Raw genomic sequence first — 19698 nt, 5'->3', positions numbered from 1 at the left:
GCACCCAGGCAGGCATGCGCCCTGGCACTACGCGGCTCAGCCCATCTGGCTGTCCACCGTGCAGTTGATCATCCACGGCACGCCGAAGCGGTCGGTGAGCATGGCGAAGCGGGTCGCCCAGAAGGTGGCCTGCAGCTCCATCTGCACCGACCCGCCTTCCGACAGCGCCTCGTACAGACGCTCAGCCTCCGGTACGTTGTCCACCTGCAGGGAGATCGAGCAACCCTTGATGCCCTCATGGGGCGGCCCGCATTCGGGAGCGCTGTCGGACGCCATCAGCAGCTGGTCGCCGACCGTCAGGCACACATGCATGACGCGCTGCTTGTACTCGTCCGCAATCGGCACCTCCTCCGGGCTATCGGCGTAGCGCATCAGCTCCAGCTGCCCGCCAAAAATTTCCGCATAGCGGTTGAAGGCTTCCTCGCACTGGCCATCGAACATCAGATAGGCATGAATCTTCATCGCAACACTCTCCTTAGTTTTCACTGCTGATGCGCGCGCGAATGCGTTCTTCCTGCTCGCGCAACTCGGGGGTGAACTCGGCGCCGAAATCCTCGGCTTCGAAGATCTGGCGAATTTCGATATCGGAGTCGCCGGGCATGGGGTTGGGACAGCGCTTGACCCACTCGATGCATTCCTCGAGCGAGGCCACCTGGAAGATCCAGAAACCGGCGACCAGCTCCTTGGTTTCCATGAACGGGCCGTCGATCACCGTGCGCTGGCTGCCGGAGAACCGTACCCGTGCACCCTTGCTGCTGGGCTGCAGGCCCTCGCCGGCGAGCATCACCCCGGCCTCCACCAGTTCCTCGTTGTAGCGGCCCATGGCCGCCAGCAGCTCCTCGCTGGGCATCACACCGGCTTCGGAATCTGCAGTCGCCTTGACCATCACCATGAAACGCATCGCCTTTCTCCTTGTTCGAGTCGAAATAGCGCAGGGGTCTCCCTACGGCTGACACTGAACCCATGGCAGGGGTTCTGAAGACTAGTCGAACGGGCGATGGACGAATCGACAGCGCGGGGAAACTTTTTTCGAGAAAAGCGCTAGCCATTGCCAGACGCAAAGCGCTTCAACCAAGACCATCCTGCAGACGACTGAGCGCGACATCGGCGTTCGCGCCGTGGCGTTGCAGTGCTTCCTCGAAGAAGGCGATCGACATCGGCTCAGGCAGGTCCCACCTCGGTCCCAGGCGCGCAAGGTCCTCGGCGAACCGGGTAAAGGTGGCGAAATCGCGGGGATAGCGCGAAGGGTCCACACCGACCAGCCGCCCCTCTACCCGCGCCCAGCCGAGCAACTGCTGCCAACGCTCGATGGGGGCCAGACCGACGCCTTCGGTACCGTGGGAGAACAGCAGCATGTCGATCTCCTCGAAACCCGGATGCCGCTGCAGATACTGCTCCAGCAGGCGTGCCGAAGGCTCGACGCCGAACAGCGACCAGTAAGGGATCGCCCGCAGGCGCAGGGTAGTCAGCGGATCGCTGAGCAGAAAGCTGTCCACCAGCAGGCGACGCGAGGGTTCGCCCTGCTCGGCGTACCAGTCGGCGTAGGTGTCGGCCGTCAGCGCGCTGAGCGATTCGGGCTCGGCATGGTCGATGCGGATCAGCCGCCATTGCCGCGCCTCTGCCAGCTCCTGCAGGTCGTCCAGCAGCGCCGGGTCGAAGCCCCACTCGGCCTCGGGTGCCATGTCGTCGGCAGGTGGCGGATCCCAGCGCGGCCGGGCGATACCGTAGCGTGACAGGTACTGGCGCACCCGCGGCGAGCCTTCGAAGTATTCGCTCTCACTCGCCCCACCAGTGGCGCCGAACTGGAACACCGAGCGCGAGGAGGTGCGTGTGACCGGCCACTGGCGATTGCAGGCGCTGACGTAGAGCGTCGCCCCCGGCGCCAGGCTGCGCAGGAGAAACTCGCGGTAGGCCAGTGGCAGGCGCCGATACTTGAGGCGGTAGTAGGCCATGTGCTGCAGCATCAGCCGATCCTGATTGGGATCGTGCATATGGTGCACGGCGATGCGCGCATCCGCGCCGAGCAAGGCGTGGACGATCGGCAGGCCCTGCTCCAGCGCGCGGCGGGCATCGTCCGGGTCGTTGCCCAGCGCGCGCACCGGGCAGAGAAAGGTCTGCGGCAGCCAGGGCACGCCCATGGCCGCCGCCAGGTGCATCAGCGCGCCGTTGGACGACCCGATGAAGGCCGCCGGATAGCGCCGCTGCGGATACAGGCCGGCCATCCACTCGGCGATCGCCTCGACGTCCACCCGCGCGACCTGTGACGGGCCGATGCCTTCGGTCATACCGCCAAAGGCATAGACCTGCTCGCGCAGCTTGCACGGCAGGCGGTTGATGGCCGGCATCAGGCTGTCGAGCAACGGCGACTCGCTCGGGCTGGTGTACGGGCGCCCGCGTAGCGCCAGCGCAAGGGCCTGGACCATGCCGGCTGCCGAATCGAAACGGGCGATGCCCTGCGGTGGCTGGCTCATCGGACCACCTCCGAGGCGTCGCGACCCTCGCGCAGAAAATCGTCGATGAGCTGCGCGAAGCTGTGCGGATGCACGTAGTTCATGGTGTGGGTCGCGCCCTCGACGAGGCGCAGGCGCCCCTTGGGCAGGCGCGCGGCTACTGCCTCGCCCCAGTGCGGCGGCGCCACCGGGTCGCGGCTGCCCTGCACGACCAGGCATGGAGCCTCGATGGCGGCGAGATGATCCTCGATGCGGTAGTGCAGCAGATGCCTGATGCTGCCCAGCACCCGCCAGACGCCGGCCTTGGCGTAATCGATGCGGCCGATGGCGGCACTGGAGCGCTGGCGTTCGCGACGGCCATTGCGCACGGCACGCCAGAGCTGGGGCAACAGGCTGCGCGCCGCCGGGTCGACGGTCGGTCCCTGCAGCACCAGACGCTCCACCCGCTGGGGGTGGCGCACCGCCAGCGCCGTGAGGATCTGGCAGCCGTAGGAATTGCCGATGAAGGTGGCCTTGTCGATGGCGCAGGCGCTGAGCCAGAGGTCGAGCACATCGGCCAGTTGCTCGACGCTCAGCACGCGCCGTGGCGTGCCCGTCGCGCTCTCGCCGTAGCCCGGCAGGTCCGGCGCCAGCACGCGGTAGCCGTTATCGGCCAGCGCCCTGGCCAGCGGCTCCATGTAGCGACTGGAAATGACCAGCCCGTGCACCAGCACCACCACCGGTGCATCGGCAGCGCCGACACTGCGGGTGAATAGCCGCCAGGGGCCGGCCTGAACATGATGACCGTCGATGCCCAGGGCGCGACTGGTGTCGCTCAGCGCCGGCGCGCTCGCCAGTTGCCGATAGCGACGCGTGGCTTCGAAGGTGCCGAGCGCGACGGCGATACCGACCAGGGCGCGGATCCAGGTGCGTGATGGCAGATGAGGCATAAGGACTCCGATGAGACATGAACCTGTCTCTTTCGAGGTCCGGCGTATCGTCGAAGTGCCACCTATTTTGGCAGGCCAGCGTAGAGGCAGCCGCCAACGATGCCTCGGGCAGCCACACGGCGCCGTGATCAGCCGTAGATCGCCGGCTCGCGGTAATGCCGCGGGCAGGCCTGGCCATCGGCGCGGAACAGGTGGCACTTGTTGGCCATCAGGCCCGCGGCGAAGGTTTCGCCCACTGCCACGCGGCGGTCACCATCGCTGCGCAGGGTGATGATGTGCTCCACCCCTTCCAGGCTCAGGTAGATCAGGTTGTGGTCGCCCAGGCGCTCGGCCACGCTGATCTGCCCGTAGAAGGCGAAGTCGGCCTGCTCGGCGGCGACGAAGTGCTCCGGGCGCACGCCCAGGGTCAACTCCTCGCCGGGCTCGACGCCGGTGCCGTCGACCAGCACTCGCATGCGGTAGCCGCCGGGCATCTCGATCTCCACCGCCTCGCTGCTGGCGCTGAGCGCGCGTACCTGGAGGAAGTTCATCTGCGGCGAGCCGAGGAAGCCGGCGACGAAGCGGTTGCGCGGGTAGTGGTAGAGCTCCAGCGGCGCGCCGACCTGGGCGATGCGCCCGGCCTCGAGCACGACGATCTTGTCGGCCATGGTCATGGCTTCGACCTGGTCGTGGGTGACGTAGATCATGGTGGACTTCAGGCGCTGGTGCAGGCGCGAGATCTCGATGCGCATCTGCACGCGCAGGAAGGCATCGAGGTTCGACAGCGGCTCGTCGAACAGGAATACCTTGGGCTCACGCACCAGGGTACGGCCGATGGCCACACGCTGACGCTGGCCGCCGGAAAGGTCCTTGGGCTTGCGTTCGAGCAGCGCATCGAGCTGCAGGATGCGCGAGACCTCCTCCACCTTGCTGCGGACCTGCGCCTTGCCGATCTTCGCCAGCTTGAGGCCGAAGGCCATGTTCTCCGCCACCGTCATGTGCGGGTAGAGGGCGTAGGACTGGAACACCATGCCCACCGAGCGATCCTTGGGCGGCAGGTCGTTGACCCGCTGACCGTCGATCAGCAGCTCGCCGGAGCTGATGTCCTCCAGCCCGGCGATCAGCCGCAGCAGGGTGGACTTGCCGCAGCCGGACGGGCCGACGAAGACCACGAATTCGCCGTCCTCGATGTCCAGGTCGATGTTGCGGGTGATGGCGGTGCCGTCGTAGTGCTTGCAGATGTTGCGCAGGGTAACGCTGGCCATGGGATGCCTCTCGAACGGGGCCGGGAACCGATGGATTCGGCCCGGCCGGAAAGCTTAAGAACCTGCAGGAGCCGGACAGGCTCCTGCAAACGCAAGGGGCCTAGTGTCGCGACAACCATGAGATGTCGATCGCTGTAGGGTGGGTTAGCGGCGCCAACCGCCGAACGCTCGGACACTCCCAGGGTGGCGCGCCGCGTAACCCACCAAGCGATTGACCGCGTTGCGCCGATGGCGGGTTACGCCGCGTCACTCATGCGCTGATGCCGGTTAATGGCGGTATGCGGCTAACCCACCCTACGGGGGATCGCAGTAGCTGGGTAAGACCGCGATCAACCAACACTTCATGCATGTCGCGGCACTAGCCCAGCAGCCGGGCGAAGCCGAACCCATGGGCCGGCAAGTGTACCCAACTGCCGAGGAACTCGGCCGTGCTGGACGGCACGCCCTCCAGCGGCTCGACCATCAGCGGCAGGTCGTAGCGGCGCTCGCGGTCGCCCAGGTTGAACAGGCACAGCCAGGCCTGCTCGCCCAGACGCCGTTCGAACACCAGCAGGTCGTCGTCGTGGTAGCGCACCTGGATATCGCCGTCGATCAGCAGCGGCTGCTCCCGGCGCCAGGCGAGAAAGCGCCGATAGCTGTTGAGCATCGAGGCGCTGTCGTCCTCCTGCACGTCCACGGCCAGGGCGCGGTGGCGTTCGTCCAGCGGCAGCCAGGGTTGCTGGCTGGAGAAACCGGCATGAACGCCGTCGCGTACCCAGGGCATCGGCGTGCGGCAGCCGTCGCGCCCCTTGAACTCGGGCCAGAAGGTGATGCCGTAGGGGTCGACCAGATCCTCGAAGGCCAGTTCCGCCTCGGGCAGGCCGAGCTCCTCGCCTTGGTACAGGCAGACGCTGCCGCGCAGCGACAGCAGCAGCGACATCAGCAGACGGCCGCGCTCCGGGGTGGCGTCGCCCTCGTGGGCCCAGCGGCTCATCACCCGCACCACGTCGTGGTTGCCTACCGACCAGCAGGGCCAGCCGTCGCCGAGCTCGCCCTCGATGGCTTCGATGGTGCTGCGGATGTAGGCCGGGCTGCACTGCGCGGTGAGCAGGTCGAAGGAATAGGCCATGTGCAGGGTATCGCCGCCGCTGGTGTAGGCGGCCATGGTGCGCAGCGAATCGTCACAGCCGATCTCCGCCACCGTGGCGGTGCCGGGGTAGCGCTCCAGCAGCGCACGCAGGCGGCGCAGGAAGTCGAGGTTCTGCGGCTGGGTCTTGTCGTAGAGGTGGCGCTGGTAGGCGTAGGGGTTGTCGACGCGCACGCCGATGCCGCCCTCGCGGATGTCCAGGTTCGGCGGGTTGTTGCGCAGCGCCTGGTCGTGGAAGTAGAAGTTGGCAGCGTCCAGGCGAAAGCCGTCGACGCCCAGCTGCAGCCAGAACTCCATGTCGTCGAGCAACTGCTGCTGCACCGCCTCGCAGTGGAAGTTGAGGTCCGGCTGGCTGGCCAGGAAGTTGTGCAGGTAGTACTGCTTGCGCCGGCCCTCCCAGGTCCAGGCCGAACCGCCGAATACCGACAGCCAGTTGTTCGGCGGCGTGCCGTCCGGGTTGGGGTCGGCCCAGACGAACCAGTCGGCCTTGTCGTTGCTGCGGCTGGTACGGCTCTCGGCGAACCAGGGATGCTGGTCGGAGCAGTGGTTGAGCACCTGGTCGATGATGATGCGCAGGCCGCGCTCGTGGGCGGCCGCGACCAGCGTGCGGAAATCGTCGAGGGTGCCGAAGATCGGGTCGACGCCGCGGTAGTCGGAAACGTCGTAGCCGAAATCCTTCATCGGCGAGGTGAAGAACGGCGACAGCCAGATGGCGTCGACGTTGAGGCTGGCGATGTAGTCGAGCTTGGCGATTACGCCGGGCAGATCTCCGATGCCGTCGTCGTTGCTGTCGAGAAAACTGCGTGGGTAGACCTGGTAGATGACGCCGCCGCGCCACCAGTCCTTGCGAATAACAGCCATACAGCAAGCCTTTTGTTGTTCGTGATGACAGCTCCACTCTAGGCAAGGGGGCAAGGCGTCACATCCTCCCCGGCGGGGTTTTCGACGGCGTAGCTGGTGGCGGGTATGGGGAGGAGTTTTGGGGGTGGAGATCGTGCGCGCGAAGCCGGGCCGTAGGGTGCGCTGTGCGCACCAACCCGCACCTATCGAGGCATCAACATATTCGTCAGACACCCGACCCCGCAGCGGTGCGCACGGCGCCCCCTACGGTTGGGTATCCCCCTACTCGCCCTGGATCTTGCTCAACAGGCTGCGCGCCAGCTGCACCGCTTCGCTGCGCTGGGTGATGGCGAGCTTCTGGTAGAGGCTGCGGATGTGCGTCTTGATGGTGGTCGGGGCGACGTTGAGGTGTTCGGAGATCTGCTCGTTGGACAGCCCGGCGTGAATCAGGCTGAGCACCTGCCATTCGCGCCGGGTCAGCGGCGAATGGCGGATCAGTTCGGGTACGTCGGGACGGTTGATGATGTCCTGAATCACCGCCTCGTCCAGGGTGATGCGGATCGCCCGGCTGAAGTCGCGCTGCTGCTGGGCCAGCTGGATCAGGCGCTCGGCGCGCTGGTGCTCCAGCTCGTCGAGGCGACGCTCGTGCTGCAGCGCCTTGAGCATGGCGATCAGCGGCTTGCCCAGGCGCAGGAAGCTGCCGATGGCGCCGGTACCGCTGGCCAGGGTCAGCGCCTGGTGCAGATGGTCGAGGCTGCTCTGGCGTTCCTCGCGCTGCCAGTAGGCCAGCGCCTGGAGGATATGGTTGCGATTCTGGTCCATCACCAGCTGGTGGCGCTCGGCATCGAGCTGCAGCTGACGCAGGATCGGCAGCGCGCGGTCGCCCTGGTTCAGCGCCAGGTAGGCGCGCACATGGTTGCGCGCGTTGCCCTGGGCGAAGTGGTTGGCCCCCGGCTTGAGCGGCGGCGCGGTGGCAAGCCACTGGCGGATGCTGTCCTTGTCCTGGGTCGAGTCCCAGTAGGTGAGCATCACCGCGTGGGCGTTGGCCTGCCAGTCGATGTGGTAGTCGTCGCCGGCCAGCAGCGTCTTGAGCCGGCCGATGTAGTCGGCGCACTGGCTCTGCTGGCCGCGCGCATGGGCGACGCGGGCGAGCAGCACGTAGCACTGCAGGAACCAGTGGTCGCCCACCGTATCGAGTATCTCCAGCCCCTGCAGGGCGCATTGCTCCGCCGCATCGAGGTGGTGCCATTCGAGCAGCACCTGGCCGCGCACGCGGTGGATGAATTCCATGATCGGGGTGACCGGCAACTTCTCCTGCTCGATGTACTGCAGTGCCCGCTCCTGCAGGTTGTAGGCCTTCTGCAGGTGGCCCTGGGCGACGGCGATCTCCGACAGCTGGCCGAGGCTCCACAGCACCGGGTGCGAGGCGTTGATCTGCTGCGCGCGGCGCACGTTTTCCTCGTGTTGCTGCTGAGCCTTGGCCAGTTCGCCCTGGACGAAGTGCGACTCGGCCAGCACCGACAGCGCCGCCACCCGAGAGGTGCGCATGGTCAGCGGCTCGAGCGCCAGCGCCTGGCGGGCAAAGGCCATGGCACGCTGCTGGTCGCCCTGGTTGATCGCCACCTGGGCGCGCACGGCCTGGTATTCGGCCTCGATGCGCTGCCACTGCTCGGCACTGAACTGCTCGCGCTGCACCGCCTCGCCGGCCTGCAGCCAGCGCTCGACCTGATCGCTCTGGTACTGGTTCTGCGAGGCCCAGGCCTGCAGCAGGGTGAACAGCGGCGACTCGGCCACACGGCTCTCCGGCAGCACGGCCAGGCAGCGCTGCAGCAGCTCCAGACGCCCCTGGCGATAGAAGTGACGGCCGTGGGTTTCGAGAATCTGCGCCACTCGCTGCGGATCATGCGCCAGCAGCGCATGGCGGGCGGCCTCCTCGGCCATCTTCTCCTCGAGCAGCGCCTCGGCGGCGCGCAGGTGCAGTTCGCCCATGCGCTGCGGATGATGGGTGGACAGCTCGTTGCGCAGGAAGCTGGCGAACAGCGGGTGGTAGGCGAACCACTGACGCAGCGGGTCCACCGCCTGGATGAACAGGCCGCTGCGCTCGAGGTTTTCCAGCATCTCGCGGCCGTTGCAGCTATCGGTGAGGCGGTCGGCCAGCGGCGCGCTGAAGCGCTCGAGCAGACAGGTGGACTGCAGAAAATCCTGGGTAGCGCCGTCCAGGCCGTAGAGCACCTGCTCGCGGAAATAGTCGCGCACGTAGGGATGACCGAGTTGCAGCGCCTCGAGAAACAGGTCCATGCCGCGCCCGGTCTGCACCTCCTGCAGGGTCAGCTGCAGCGCGCAGGGCCAGCCGCCGATGCGCCGGTTGAGGCGCTCGACCTGCTCGCGGTTGATGGCGATCGGCAGGCCCAGTTCGAGCAGCGCCTGCACCTCGTCCAGCTCGAAGGCCAGGTGGCTGGCGTCCAGCGCCAGCAGCTGACGCTTGACCCGCAGCTCGGCCACGCCCAGGTCCGGCAGGCCGCGGCTGCACACCAGCAGGGTCAGCCAGGGCGGCGTGTTGCGCAGGAAGAAGCGCAGCGCGGCGATCACCTCGCGGTTGCGCAGCGCCTCGAACTCGTCGAGCACCAGCAACAGCGGCGGGTGCTCGGCCGGCAGTTCGGCGAGCAGGCGGGTGAGCAGACCGTCGAGGCCGTCGTCGCCCTGCTCGGCGCGATTGACGCACTGCGGACAACCGCCCTCGAGCTGGCGATGCAGGGCATTGAGCAGGTAGCGGCCGAACTGCCGCGGGCTGTTGTCGTTGCCATCGAGATTGAGCCAGGCCACGGCGCCGGCGAAGGCCGCGGCCCACTGGCTGGCCAGCACGGTCTTGCCGAAGCCGCTGGGCGCCTGCAGCACGGCCAGGCGCACCTGGGGCAGACGCTGCAGCCACTCGTCGAAGCGCGGCCGTGGCAGCAGGCCGGGATGAATGGACGGCGCGGCCAGCTTGGCCGGTATCAGGGGCAGTGGCGGGCGGGCCGCTGTGGTCATGATCCTCTCCCGTTTTTTATCGTTGTCCGGGTTTTGGCGAATCTTACATCGGTATCGGGTGGCGGGTTTCACCGCCCACCTCGGTATGCCATGTGCACCAACGAAGGTAGATCGATGCGCACGAACGTAGGGCGGGTGCAACCCGCCAGATCGGCAGCGGCGGGTTTCACCCGCCCTACCCCGTCCGTAGGGTGTCGGCCGCCTAGGCCGTGCGCACCAAAACGCGGCTACCCCTTCACCCCGCCCGCGGTCAGCCCACCGACTATCCACTTCTGGCAATAGAGGAATACCAGGGTGATCGGCAGGCCGGAGAGCACGGCGGCGGCGGCGAAGTCGCCCCACAGGTAGTTCTGCTCGTACAGGTACTGCTGGGCGCCGACCGACAGGGTCAGCTTGTCCACGTCCAGCAGCAGCACCGAGGCGATGGGGTATTCGGTGATGCTGGTGATAAAGGCGAGGATGAACACCACGGCAAGGATCGGCACGCTCATCGGCAGCAGGATGTGCACGAAAGCCTGCCAGGTGGTGGCGCCGTCGACGATGGCGGCCTCCTCCAGCGAGGCGTCGATGCTCTCGAAGTAGCCCTTGATGGTCCAGATATGCAGGGCCATGCCGCCGAGCGAGGCGACGATCACCGCCCCGTGGCTGTTCACCCCGAGCCAGCCGGCGTGCTTGCCGAGCTGGTCGAACAGGGCGTAGATGGCCACCAGCGACAGCACCGGCGGGAACATCTGGAAGATCAGCATGCCCTTGAGGATCGGCCCCTTGCCGGCGAAGCGCATACGGGCGAAGGCATAGGCGCTGGTAGTCGACAGCAGCAGGATCAGCGCCGAGCTGATGAAGGCGATCTTCACCGAGTTCCACAGCCAGGTCAGCACCGGGAACGGCGGCTGGGTCATCGAGCCGTCGGCATGCTGGTAGGGAATGCCGAGGGCCAGCGACCAGTGCTCCAGGGTCGGGTTGTCCGGCAGCAGGCTGCCGGTGGCGAAGTTGCCTTCGCGGAAGCTGATCGACACCACCATCAGCAGCGGGAAGACGATCAGCGCGATGAAGCCGAGCAGACCGGCATGGGTCAGCCACAGGCGGTATTTCACGGATTTCGGTTGCACCATCGCCATGGCGGGTTCCTTAGACTTTGACTTTCGACAGTTTCAGGTTGAGCCAGGCCAGTGCGCCCACCACCAGGAAAATCAGCGTGGCGATGGCCGCCGCCAGGGCGAAGTTCTGCCCGGAGTCCTGGAAGGCGATGCGGTAGGTGTAGCTCACCAAGAGATCGGTGGTGCCGGCCGGGGTAGTGGCGCCGATGATGTCCGGGCCGCCGCGGGTCAGCAGGGTGATCAGCACGAAGTTGTTGAAGTTGAAGGCGAAGCTGGCGATCAAAAGCGGCGCCAGCGGCTTGATCAGAAGCGGCAGGGTGATCTTCAGCAGGTTGTCCAGGGGCGTGGCGCCATCCATCGCCGAGGCCTCGTAGAGGTCGCGCGGAATGGCCTGCAGCAGACCCATGCACAGCAGCAGCATGTAGGGGTAACCCAGCCAGGTGTTGACGATGAGGATCATCGAGCGGGCCAGGGTCGGGTCGCTGAACCAGTCCGGGCGGATGCCGAACAGGCCGTTGAGCAACAGGTTGATCTCACCGAAGTTCTGGTTGAACAGGCCGCGGAACACCAGGATGGAAATGAACGCCGGCACCGCGTAAGGCAGGATCAGCATCAGCCGGTAGAACGCCTTGCCGCGTACCAGATCCCACTGCAGCAGGCTGGCCAGCACCAGGCCCACGGCCAGGGTGAAGAGTACGGTGAGGCCGGCGAAGGCCACGGTCCAGACGAAGATCTCCAGGAACGGGCCACGAATGCTCGGGTCGGTCAGTACCCGGGTGAAGTTGCTGGTGCCGGCGAACACGGTGAAGCCCGGCGCCACCTTGTTGCCGTGGCTGTCGACGTAGAAGCCGATGCCATGGTCGGCTACCAGGCGCTCGTTGCTGCGGGTGTTGAGCAGATCGCCCCCCTCCAGCAGACGGTACAACGGCTTGACCGCCGCCACCTCGCGCAGACCGTAGAGACGCAGCAGCTCGCCGTCGGTGCTGCGCAGCACCCACTGCTCCAGCTCGGTGCGGCGCTGGATCACCTCGCGCAGCGCCAGTGCCTCGCCCAGCTCGCCGGGTTCGCGTTCGGCCCTCAGCGCCAGCGGCTCGCCGCCCGCATCGCCAGTCAGCGGCGGCGAGACGAACACGCCGCGCTCGCCCTTGTCGACGCGCAGGCGCAGCTCTTCATCCTCGCCGCGATGCAGGCTGAAGCCGTAGCGCTCGCCGGCCAGGTAGGTCTGGCGCAGGTGGTAGCGCTGCACCTGTTCGAAGCTCAGCAGGTTGCTGCCGCTGTAGTTGGTGAAGCCGATGCCCACGGTGTACAGCAGCGGAAAGATGACGAACACCAGCATGCCCGCCAACGCCGGGTAGATGTAGCGATGGGCGTAGGCGCGGCGGCTGATGAACACGTAGCTGGCGATGCCGGTGACCACCAGGCCGAGCAGGGCGAAGGCCAGTTGCTGCTGGGCATAGAGCGCCAGCACCAGGTACAGCGCCAGAGCATTGAACAGGCCCCACAGGCTCCAGCGCAGGCCGGCACGTAGCGACGGCAGGGAAAACAGTTTCATGGGCGTACTGGCCACGGCGGCGGGAAGATTCACGACGGACATCAGGGTTATAGCCTCGGAGCGAGGCCGCTGCCGACGCCAGGCGCCGGTCAGCGGCCGGATTTCACTTGGCGATGCGCTTGGCAGCGTCGTCCAGCGCGGCGTCCACGGTCTGGCGACCGGAGGTGATGTTGGTCAGCGCCGGCCCCATGGCCGACCAGAAGGCGCCCATTTCCGGCACGTTGGGCATCGGCCGGCCGAGCTGGGCGTTGTCGAAGGTGGCCTTGATCAGCGGGTCGCTGGCCAGTTCGGCCATGTACGCCTTGTTCGGCACCGCGCCGAGCGGCACGTCGGCGCTCACGGTCTTGAGGCCTTCGACCTGCAGCAGGTAGTTCTCGAGGAACTCCACGGCCAGCGCCTGGTTGGGGCTGGCGGCGTTCAGCGCGGCAGCCATCACCCCGCTGAAGGGTCGGCTGGGGGCATCGCCCACGGCGGGAATGGGCGCCACGCCGAAGTCGATGCCGCTCTTCCTGGCGTTGGCCCAGGCCCAGGGGCCACTGATGAACATGGCCGACTCGGCCCTGTTGAAGGCCGCCTCGGCGACGCTGTAGTCGGCGCCCTTGGGCATCACCCCGGCGTCGATCAGCGCCTTGAGGGTCTGCGCGCCCAGCTTGGCGCCGTCGCTGTTGACCCCGGTGCGGCTGGTGTCATAGCCGCCGTCGGTGTCGGCGAACACGTAGCCACCGTTGGCAGCCAGCAGCGGCCAGGTGAAGTAGGTGTTGTTGTAATCCCAGAGGATGGCGCGCTTGCCGGACTTGGCCAGCTCGGCGTTGAGTTTCAGCACCTCGTCGAATGTGGTCGGCGGCGTCGGTACCAGCGCCTTGTTGTAGAGCAGGCCGATGGACTCGACCGCCATCGGGTAGCCCCACAGCTTGCCGCCGTAGGTCACCGCGTCCCAGGCGAAATCCTCGATCTCGCCCTGGGTCTTGGCACTGGGGGTGATCGGTGAGATCAGCCCACTCTGCGCCCATTCGCCGAGGCGGTCGTGGGCCCAGATGAAGATGTCCGGGCCGTTGCCGGTGGCGGCGGCCTGCTGGAACTTGTCGGTGGCGCTGTCCGGGTGGGCCACCTCCACGGCGATACCGGTGTCGGCGGTGAAGCGCTCGCCGACCTTGGCCAGGCCCTTGTAGCCCTTGTCGCCGTTGATCCAGATGACCAGCTTGCCTTCCTCGATGGCGGCCTGCGCCGGCAGGGAATGGCTCAGGGTGGCGGCAAGGCCGATGGCGACTGCGCTGAGCAGCGTCTTGTTCATGTCTAGTTGTCCTCGTGGCTTCTTGTTTTTGATCCACATCTGCGGCGAGCCGGTGAGCGCTCTGCCAGCTCGGTCATCCTCGGCCGAAAGCGCAAGCGCCACATCCTCCCCGACTACGCTGGCGAGGGCGTAGAGGCGGGGGCGTAGTCTGCCAGCGATTCCGGGGAAAAAGCATGCGCCCCTGCCCCTTCTGCGCCTGTTGCAGGCGGCGCGCTGCGGGTGTACTGCGCCAACCGCCGTGGCGCCGGGTGCGCCACATCCATGCAACGCCGCAGCGCAGGGTAACGCGCGGCCATCTGCGCCGCGCACACCGACAGGAATCGACATGACACCGGAACAACAACGCCGCCAAAGCCAGCTGGCCTTCGCCGCCAGCCGCGCCGAACTGGAAGTGGGCTCGCTCGCAGGTTGCCCGCTGCCCCTCGAACAGCTGCTGGCCACCCGCCCCGGCAGTCCCTGGGTACGCCGCCACTTCGCCGGCGGGCTGACCGCCGACGTCTACCAGCTGGAGGCCAGCGGCCGCCTGTGGACGCTCAAGCGCGCCCGCCACCCGTGCAAGGTGCAGAACCCCGACGGCCAGACCTCCTTTCTCAACGAAGTGCAGCGCCGCGGCGAACTGCAGGCACTCAAGCGCCAGGCGGACTGGCACGAGGCCCTGGCCGGCATCGTCGACACCCGCTACGCCAGCTACCGCCAAGGCCTGCTGCTGTCGCCCTGGATCGCCGGCGAAGCGATCGCCGAATGGGACGAACGACGCCTGCTGCAGCTGTTCGACACCCTGCTGGCGCTGCTGCAACTGGGCTTCTTCGAGTGGGACCTGTGCCCGGGCAACCTGCTCGACGACGGCCGCATCCGCCTGTTCGACTTCGGCTACATGTACCGCTTCGACCCGCTGCGCGACTGCAACAGCAACGGGTTGCTGACCCCGCAGCACCACGGCGCCGAGCGTTTCGAAACGCGCTGCTACTACGCCTACCTGCTGCGCCTGGAGCAAGAGCGCGGGCAGGGCGCCGCCCTGGCCGCGCTGGAGCTGGAAAAGCGCATCGCCCTGGAGTGCTACCAGCGCCTGCGCAGCCGGCTGATCAAGCGCGGCGCCAGCGCCTCGGTGCTGGGCTGGCTGGGCAACATCATCGGCCAGTGGCACACGGCGCTGCGCGGCGGGCTGGACGGCCTGTACCTGCGCGAGGCCTGGCGCTCGCACCTGAGCGACCTGGAGGACGATCTCGGCGGCCAGACCTGCACACCGCTGACCCTGCAGCGCATCGGCTGGCTGCAACAGTGCCTGCAGGAATGCGGCGCCCAGCTGCAGCGCCTGGAACTGCTCGCAGGACGCACCCCGGACGCCTGGCGCGCCGAACTCGAGCAGGCGCTGGTGAAAGCGCATCAGTGGCAGGTAGGTGGTTAGGCGGCGAGATTGGCGGCCTGGTGCGCACGGCGCCTCCGTAGGGTGCGCCGTGCGCACCGCGGCTACCGCGGCTCTCCCCAATACCCCGCCCCGCGGCGGCAACTCGACGGGTTGTGGGAATGCGCCGACCTGGCAGATCGGCGTTCATCCCCGGTGCGCGCGGCGCACCCTACGAGCCTGGGACGCCCAACCGTAGGGTGCGCCATGCGCACCGCGGCTACCGCCGTTCTCCGCCTATACCCCGCCCTGCGGCGGCAGCTCGATGGGTGTGGGAACAGGCGCCGATCCGACAGATCGGCATTCATCCCCGGTGCGCGCGGCGCACCCTACGAGCCTGAGACGCCCAACCGTAGGGTGCGCCATGCGCACCGCGGCTACCGCGGTTCTCCGCCTATACCCAGCCCCGCGACGACAGCTCGACGGGTGTGAGAACAGGCGCCAATCCGGCAGATCGGCGTTCATCCCCGGTGCGCGCGGCGCACCCTACGAGCCTGCAACGCCCAACCGTAGGGTGCGCCATGCGCACCGCGGCTACCGCGGTTCTCCGCCTGTACACCGCCCTGCGGCTGCAGCTCGACGGGGTGTGGGAACAGGCGCCGACCTGGCAGATCAGCGTTCATCCCCGGTGCGCGCGGCGCACCCTACGAGCCTGGGACGCCCAACCGTAGGGTGCGCCGTGCGCACCGCGGCTACCGCCGAATTCGCGCGTTCACTCGCCAAACGCCCCCTCATCCTCCGCTACCCCGCCCCAATCCGCCGGGTACACGCCCTCGCGCACCAGGCGATGGAAGCTCGACCAGGGCCAGTCCGCCACCTGCCGCACCAGGCCATGGCGCACCGGATTCCAATGCAGGTAATCCAGGTGCCGGTGCAGGTCCTGTTGGTCGCGGATGCGGTGTTCCCAGAAGCGCCTTTGCCACAAGCCCGCTTCACGGCGCAGGCGCCGGCTCAGGCTGACGCCCTCGGGCTGCGGCAGGGCCTGGCTGGTCAGGCGCTTGATCATCGACCAGCGCAGGCCGAACTCGGCATCACCCGGTGGCAGTTGCCACAGGCAGTGCAGGTGATCGGGCAGCAGCACCCAGCCCTTGATGATGAATGGATAGCTCTGGCGCACCTGCTCGATGGCGCCGCGCAATGCGGCGCGCACCGGCGCTTCGGTGAGCAGCGGCCGGCGCTGGTGGCTGACCAGGGTGAAGAAATAGCAGGCGCCCTGCTCCCGGGCGCGGCGGTAGTCGGACATTCCCTGTCTCCTGAACGCTTTCGCCTGTTCAGAATAGCCGGTGATGGCGGTGTTGCGGCGGGTTCGATGGATTGGTGCGCACGGGGCACACCCTGTTCAAAAGGAGATCGGTGCGCACGGCGCACCCTACGGTTCGGCGTCGTCGTAGGGTGTACCGTGCGCACCAACGCGCGAACTAGAAACTCCCCGCGGTACTGGCTCCTGCCGCCACCGTCACGCTGTTGTTGCCGCCCGGCTGCCAGGTCTTGACCTGGGTCGGGTTGCTTTCGCTGCGCACGATGCACTTCCACTGCACCTGCTGACCGGCCGGCAGGGCAATGCTGCCCTTCCAGGTTGGATAGGCGCTGGTGTCGGTCAGGCGCACGGCGCCGGCCGGGCTCCAGTTGCCCAGCTGGGCGACGTTGCCCACCGCGTAGACGCTGTCGCCCCACTGGGTCACGCCGTTGTCACAGCGGAAGTTGACGCTGACCAGATCGCCCTGCTCCTCATCGTCACTCTGACCGCTGCGCCAAATACGGATCGCGCCGTTGTCAGTGCTGAGCGCCTGGGTGAAGTCGCCGCTGGCCACCTGGCCGGGCGAGGACAGGTTGGAGTCCAGGGCGATCAGCAGTTGCTGCTGGCTGCCGCTGATGGTCGCCACCAGGCCGGAGAACCCCGAGTGGAACTGGATAGCCGAGGCCGCCTTGACCCCCGCCGCACGGCGGATCTGGATCAACTGGCGGATGAAGTCGCCATGGCCCCAGTCGTACATGTGCGGCCAGTACACCACCGGCGTACCCGGGCTGCTGAGGATGTAGGCGTAGGCCTGCTTCAGCCGCGCGTCCGGCAGCGGCCAGTGGTGCTGGCCGCCGTGCGGGCCGGGCGAGTAGCCGGTGTCGTGGTTGTCGACGAAGGTCACCGCCACCTCGCGCCAGCGCGCATCGGGGTTGCCGTTGAGGCCGTGGCGCCAGTCGGCGATGCCACCGTTCTGCATGCGCTCCTTGAGGGCGAAGTCGAACACCGTGCACTTGGCGCGATCGGACCAGTCCTTGAGGATCTGCTGCCAGCTGGCGCCGTTGCGCCAGTCCCAGCTCGGGTACTCGCCCGGCGCCTTCCACAGCTCGCCGAGGCAGAAGCCGTTGTCGTGGGCATCGCTCATCCAGCTGGCGACCCGCTCGCCGGCGTAGCCGCGGACGAAGTCGAAGCGAAAGCCCCCGGCGCCATACTGGCTGCGCAGCCTGGCGAACTCGTCGCGGAACATCGCGTAGTTCTGCGGGTGGCCGGTATTGAGGTCGGCGTCGCCGCCCATGAAACGGTCGCCGTCGTCGCAGTCGTTGGCGTAATTGCCCGGGTCAGTGCAGTCGTGGCGCCACAGCCCCTGGCCGGCCGGCAGGTTGATTTCCTTGTCCGGGTAGCCGCGGTTCATGTGGTTGGGCACCACGTCGTAGATGGGTTTGACCCCGGCCGCATTGAGCGCGCCGGCGGCCTGTCTGAGCAGGCTGTCGCTGCCATAGCGGCCGTTCTTGTTGAAGTCGTGCCAGAAGTAGCCTTCGCCACCGCCCGAGGTGCCGTTGCCGGGGTCGCTCCAGCTGGAGAAGTCGCGCCAGGGCACCGGCATCCAGATCGCACTGAAGCCATCGGCGGCCAGGGTCGGCGCCATGCTGGCCAGGGTCGCGTACCAGTTGCTCGAGGTCCGCACGGTGTTCCAGTGAAAGCCCTGGAGGATGATTTCATCGCCGCCGTGATAGCGCACGCCGCTGACGGTCTTGCCCGGCGCGTCGGCGGCGCGCACCAGGTTGCCCCAGGGGTAGGCCAGCGGCGCCAGGGCCAGGGTCAGCGCGGCCAGTCGCAGGTATCGGTTCATCTTAAAGCTCCGTTCTTGTCATTGTCGTGAGCATCCGACTACGGGGGCTGCCCCCGGATGGACTGATCGGCCGCCCGCGCGGGCGCACCGATGACGCCAGCCTGCCGCCCGGGCAGGCGCGGCCAAACCTCCCCGGCAAGGTTTTTCCCGGCGTAGGACGCAGGCGTAGAAATGCGCCCCGCACGCCATCCCCCCTGCCGCTTCGCTACGCCTCGCCGCTCCGCCTCGAAAAAATCCGGCAAGGGAGGATGTGGCGGCGCCAGGGCTACCCGACTCTTGCCCGCAGTCGCCACCGGGACCCACTGCCCGGCCCGGTCGCGCCGCCAAGCAAGTCCGACTGCGAATCCAACAAGAAAAAAGGACCCCACGATGAACACCATGCACCCCGCCCTGCTGCTGCGTCCCGGCGCCCTGTTCGCCGCCATGCTGCTGGCCACCCCGGCCCTGGCACTGGATTTCCATGGCTACATGCGTTCCGGCATCGGTGCCACCGCCGGCGGCGGCGACCAGGCCTGCTTCCAGGCGGCCGGCGCACCGGCCAAGTACCGCCTCGGCAACGAATGCGAGACCTATGCCGAGATCGGTCTCGGCCATGAGGTATGGAAGGAAGGCGAGCAGAGCTTCTATCTCGACAGCATGATTGCCTACAAGTCGGACCAGGCTAACGACTGGGAAGCCACCGACAGCGACGGCGGCAGTGCCTTCAACAACGGCACCAGCTCGATCCGCCAGTTCAACGTGCAGGCCAAGAACTTCCTGCCGGCCCTGCCCGGCGCCACCCTGTGGGCCGGCAAGCGCTACTACAAGCGCAACGACGTGCACATCAACGATTACTACTACTGGGACGTCTCCGGCCCCGGCGCCGGTATCGAGGACATCGACCTGGGCTTCGCCAAGGCGCACGTGGCCTGGATGCGCAACAACGATGGCGACTACGTCTACGAAGGCACCGGCACCGGTACCAACGTGGCCAACGACACCCTCGACCTGCGCCTGACCGACATCGACTTCAACACCGACGCCAAGCTGGAGCTCGGCTACGACTATGGCAAGGCCAACCTGAGCGACCTCCAGGAGAAGGACCCCGGCTACACCAACCAGAAGGGTCATCTGGTCACCGTACAGCACATCCAGGGCAACTGGTTCGGCGGCTTCAACAAGCTCGCCCTGCAGTACGGCACCGACGGCATCATCGGCAGCACCGGGCGCAACAGCACCGGCAACAGCGACGGCAAGATGCTGCGCCTGGTCAACCAGGGCGTTGTCGGCCTCTCCGACGACATCGAGATGATGTACGTGCAGATCTACGAGGATAAGGACTTCGACAACGACTCGGGGCAGACCTGGACCTCGTTCGGCGTGCGCCCGGTGTACAAGTGGACCAACACCATGAGCACCGCGCTGGAGTTCGGCTACGACCATATCGACCCGCAGGCCAAGGGCGAGAAGTCCCGCGACCTGAAGAAGGTCACCCTGGCCCAGCAGTGGTCGGCCGGCCGCAGCTTCTGGGCACGTCCGCAGATCCGTGTGTTCGCCACCTACGCCATGTGGGACGGCGGCAAGTACAACGCCGCCAGCGAATCCATCGATGCCGGCGACGACAACGGCCTCACCTTTGGCGTCCAGGCCGAAGCCTGGTGGTAAGCGGTCGGGC

14 protein-coding genes are annotated in these 19698 nt (G+C 67.2%); 2 read left to right on the top strand and 12 right to left on the bottom strand.

What is annotated here, in order from left to right; translation table 11 throughout:
- Window positions 1-36 precede the first annotated feature (36 nt).
- The 10 genes from BLS61_RS11945 to malE all read right to left on the bottom strand — a co-directional run bounded on the left by BLS61_RS11945 (window position 37) and on the right by malE (window position 13556).
- The gene (locus BLS61_RS11945; RefSeq protein WP_090431091.1) at window positions 37-462 is read right to left on the bottom strand and encodes a VOC family protein; all 426 of its coding nucleotides are present in this window, start codon (window positions 460-462) and stop codon (window positions 37-39) included.
- Between the two features lie 13 nt (window positions 463-475).
- Complete coding sequence (locus tag BLS61_RS11940) at window positions 476-901, bottom strand: YciI family protein (protein WP_090431089.1); 426 nt, start codon at window positions 899-901, stop codon at window positions 476-478.
- 166 nt (window positions 902-1067) lie between these two features.
- A complete protein-coding gene (locus BLS61_RS11935; RefSeq protein WP_090431087.1) occupies window positions 1068-2471 on the bottom strand; it encodes a hypothetical protein in 1404 nt (467 codons plus the stop codon).
- Complete coding sequence (locus BLS61_RS11930; protein WP_090431085.1) at window positions 2468-3379, bottom strand: alpha/beta fold hydrolase; 912 nt, start codon at window positions 3377-3379, stop codon at window positions 2468-2470. Before BLS61_RS11930 ends, BLS61_RS11935 begins: the two co-directional genes overlap by 4 nt.
- A gap of 128 nt (window positions 3380-3507) precedes the next feature.
- Window positions 3508-4623, bottom strand: coding sequence for a maltose/maltodextrin ABC transporter ATP-binding protein MalK (gene malK / locus BLS61_RS11925; protein WP_090431083.1), 1116 nt, complete (start codon window positions 4621-4623; stop codon window positions 3508-3510).
- 358 nt (window positions 4624-4981) lie between these two features.
- Window positions 4982-6610 carry an alpha-glucosidase gene (locus BLS61_RS11920; RefSeq protein ID WP_090431081.1) on the bottom strand — a complete coding sequence of 543 codons (1629 nt, stop codon included), beginning with the start codon at window positions 6608-6610 and terminating at the stop codon, window positions 4982-4984.
- 261 nt (window positions 6611-6871) lie between these two features.
- A complete protein-coding gene (gene malT / locus BLS61_RS11915; protein ID WP_090431077.1) occupies window positions 6872-9616 on the bottom strand; it encodes an HTH-type transcriptional regulator MalT in 2745 nt (914 codons plus the stop codon).
- A gap of 227 nt (window positions 9617-9843) precedes the next feature.
- On the bottom strand, window positions 9844-10734 hold the full coding sequence (gene malG / locus BLS61_RS11910; protein ID WP_090431075.1) for a maltose ABC transporter permease MalG: 891 nt from the start codon (window positions 10732-10734) through the stop codon (window positions 9844-9846).
- A gap of 10 nt (window positions 10735-10744) precedes the next feature.
- Window positions 10745-12265, bottom strand: a complete 1521-nt coding sequence (malF, locus tag BLS61_RS11905; protein WP_394328142.1) for a maltose ABC transporter permease MalF — start codon at window positions 12263-12265, stop codon at window positions 10745-10747.
- Window positions 12266-12368: 103 nt separating this feature from the next.
- Window positions 12369-13556 (bottom strand): maltose/maltodextrin ABC transporter substrate-binding protein MalE, encoded by a 1188-nt coding sequence (malE, locus tag BLS61_RS11900; RefSeq protein ID WP_090431071.1) that lies wholly within the window; start codon window positions 13554-13556, stop codon window positions 12369-12371.
- A gap of 325 nt (window positions 13557-13881) precedes the next feature.
- Here malE and BLS61_RS11895 point away from each other — a divergent pair, with 325 nt between their 5' ends.
- Window positions 13882-14961 (top strand): protein kinase family protein, encoded by a 1080-nt coding sequence (locus BLS61_RS11895; protein ID WP_090431070.1) that lies wholly within the window; start codon window positions 13882-13884, stop codon window positions 14959-14961.
- Between the two features lie 709 nt (window positions 14962-15670).
- Here the strand turns inward: BLS61_RS11895 and BLS61_RS11890 are convergent.
- Together BLS61_RS11890 and BLS61_RS11885 are read right to left on the bottom strand one after the other, a co-directional pair.
- Window positions 15671-16201 (bottom strand): REP-associated tyrosine transposase, encoded by a 531-nt coding sequence (locus BLS61_RS11890; RefSeq protein WP_090431069.1) that lies wholly within the window; start codon window positions 16199-16201, stop codon window positions 15671-15673.
- A 175-nt stretch (window positions 16202-16376) separates the two neighbouring features.
- On the bottom strand, window positions 16377-18044 hold the full coding sequence (locus tag BLS61_RS11885) for a glucan 1,4-alpha-maltotetraohydrolase domain-containing protein (RefSeq protein WP_244157942.1): 1668 nt from the start codon (window positions 18042-18044) through the stop codon (window positions 16377-16379).
- A 369-nt stretch (window positions 18045-18413) separates the two neighbouring features.
- Between BLS61_RS11885 and BLS61_RS11880 the strand changes: the two genes are divergently transcribed.
- The gene (locus tag BLS61_RS11880) at window positions 18414-19688 is read left to right on the top strand and encodes a maltoporin (protein WP_090431067.1); all 1275 of its coding nucleotides are present in this window, start codon (window positions 18414-18416) and stop codon (window positions 19686-19688) included.
- Window positions 19689-19698: the final 10 nt, after the last annotated feature.

The sequence above is a fragment of the Ectopseudomonas guguanensis genome (assembly GCF_900104265.1).
Taxonomy (GTDB): Bacteria; Pseudomonadota; Gammaproteobacteria; order Pseudomonadales; family Pseudomonadaceae; genus Aquipseudomonas; species Aquipseudomonas guguanensis.
Note: the sequence above shows the minus strand (reverse complement) of the source record. Positions and strands in the feature narration are given on the sequence as shown.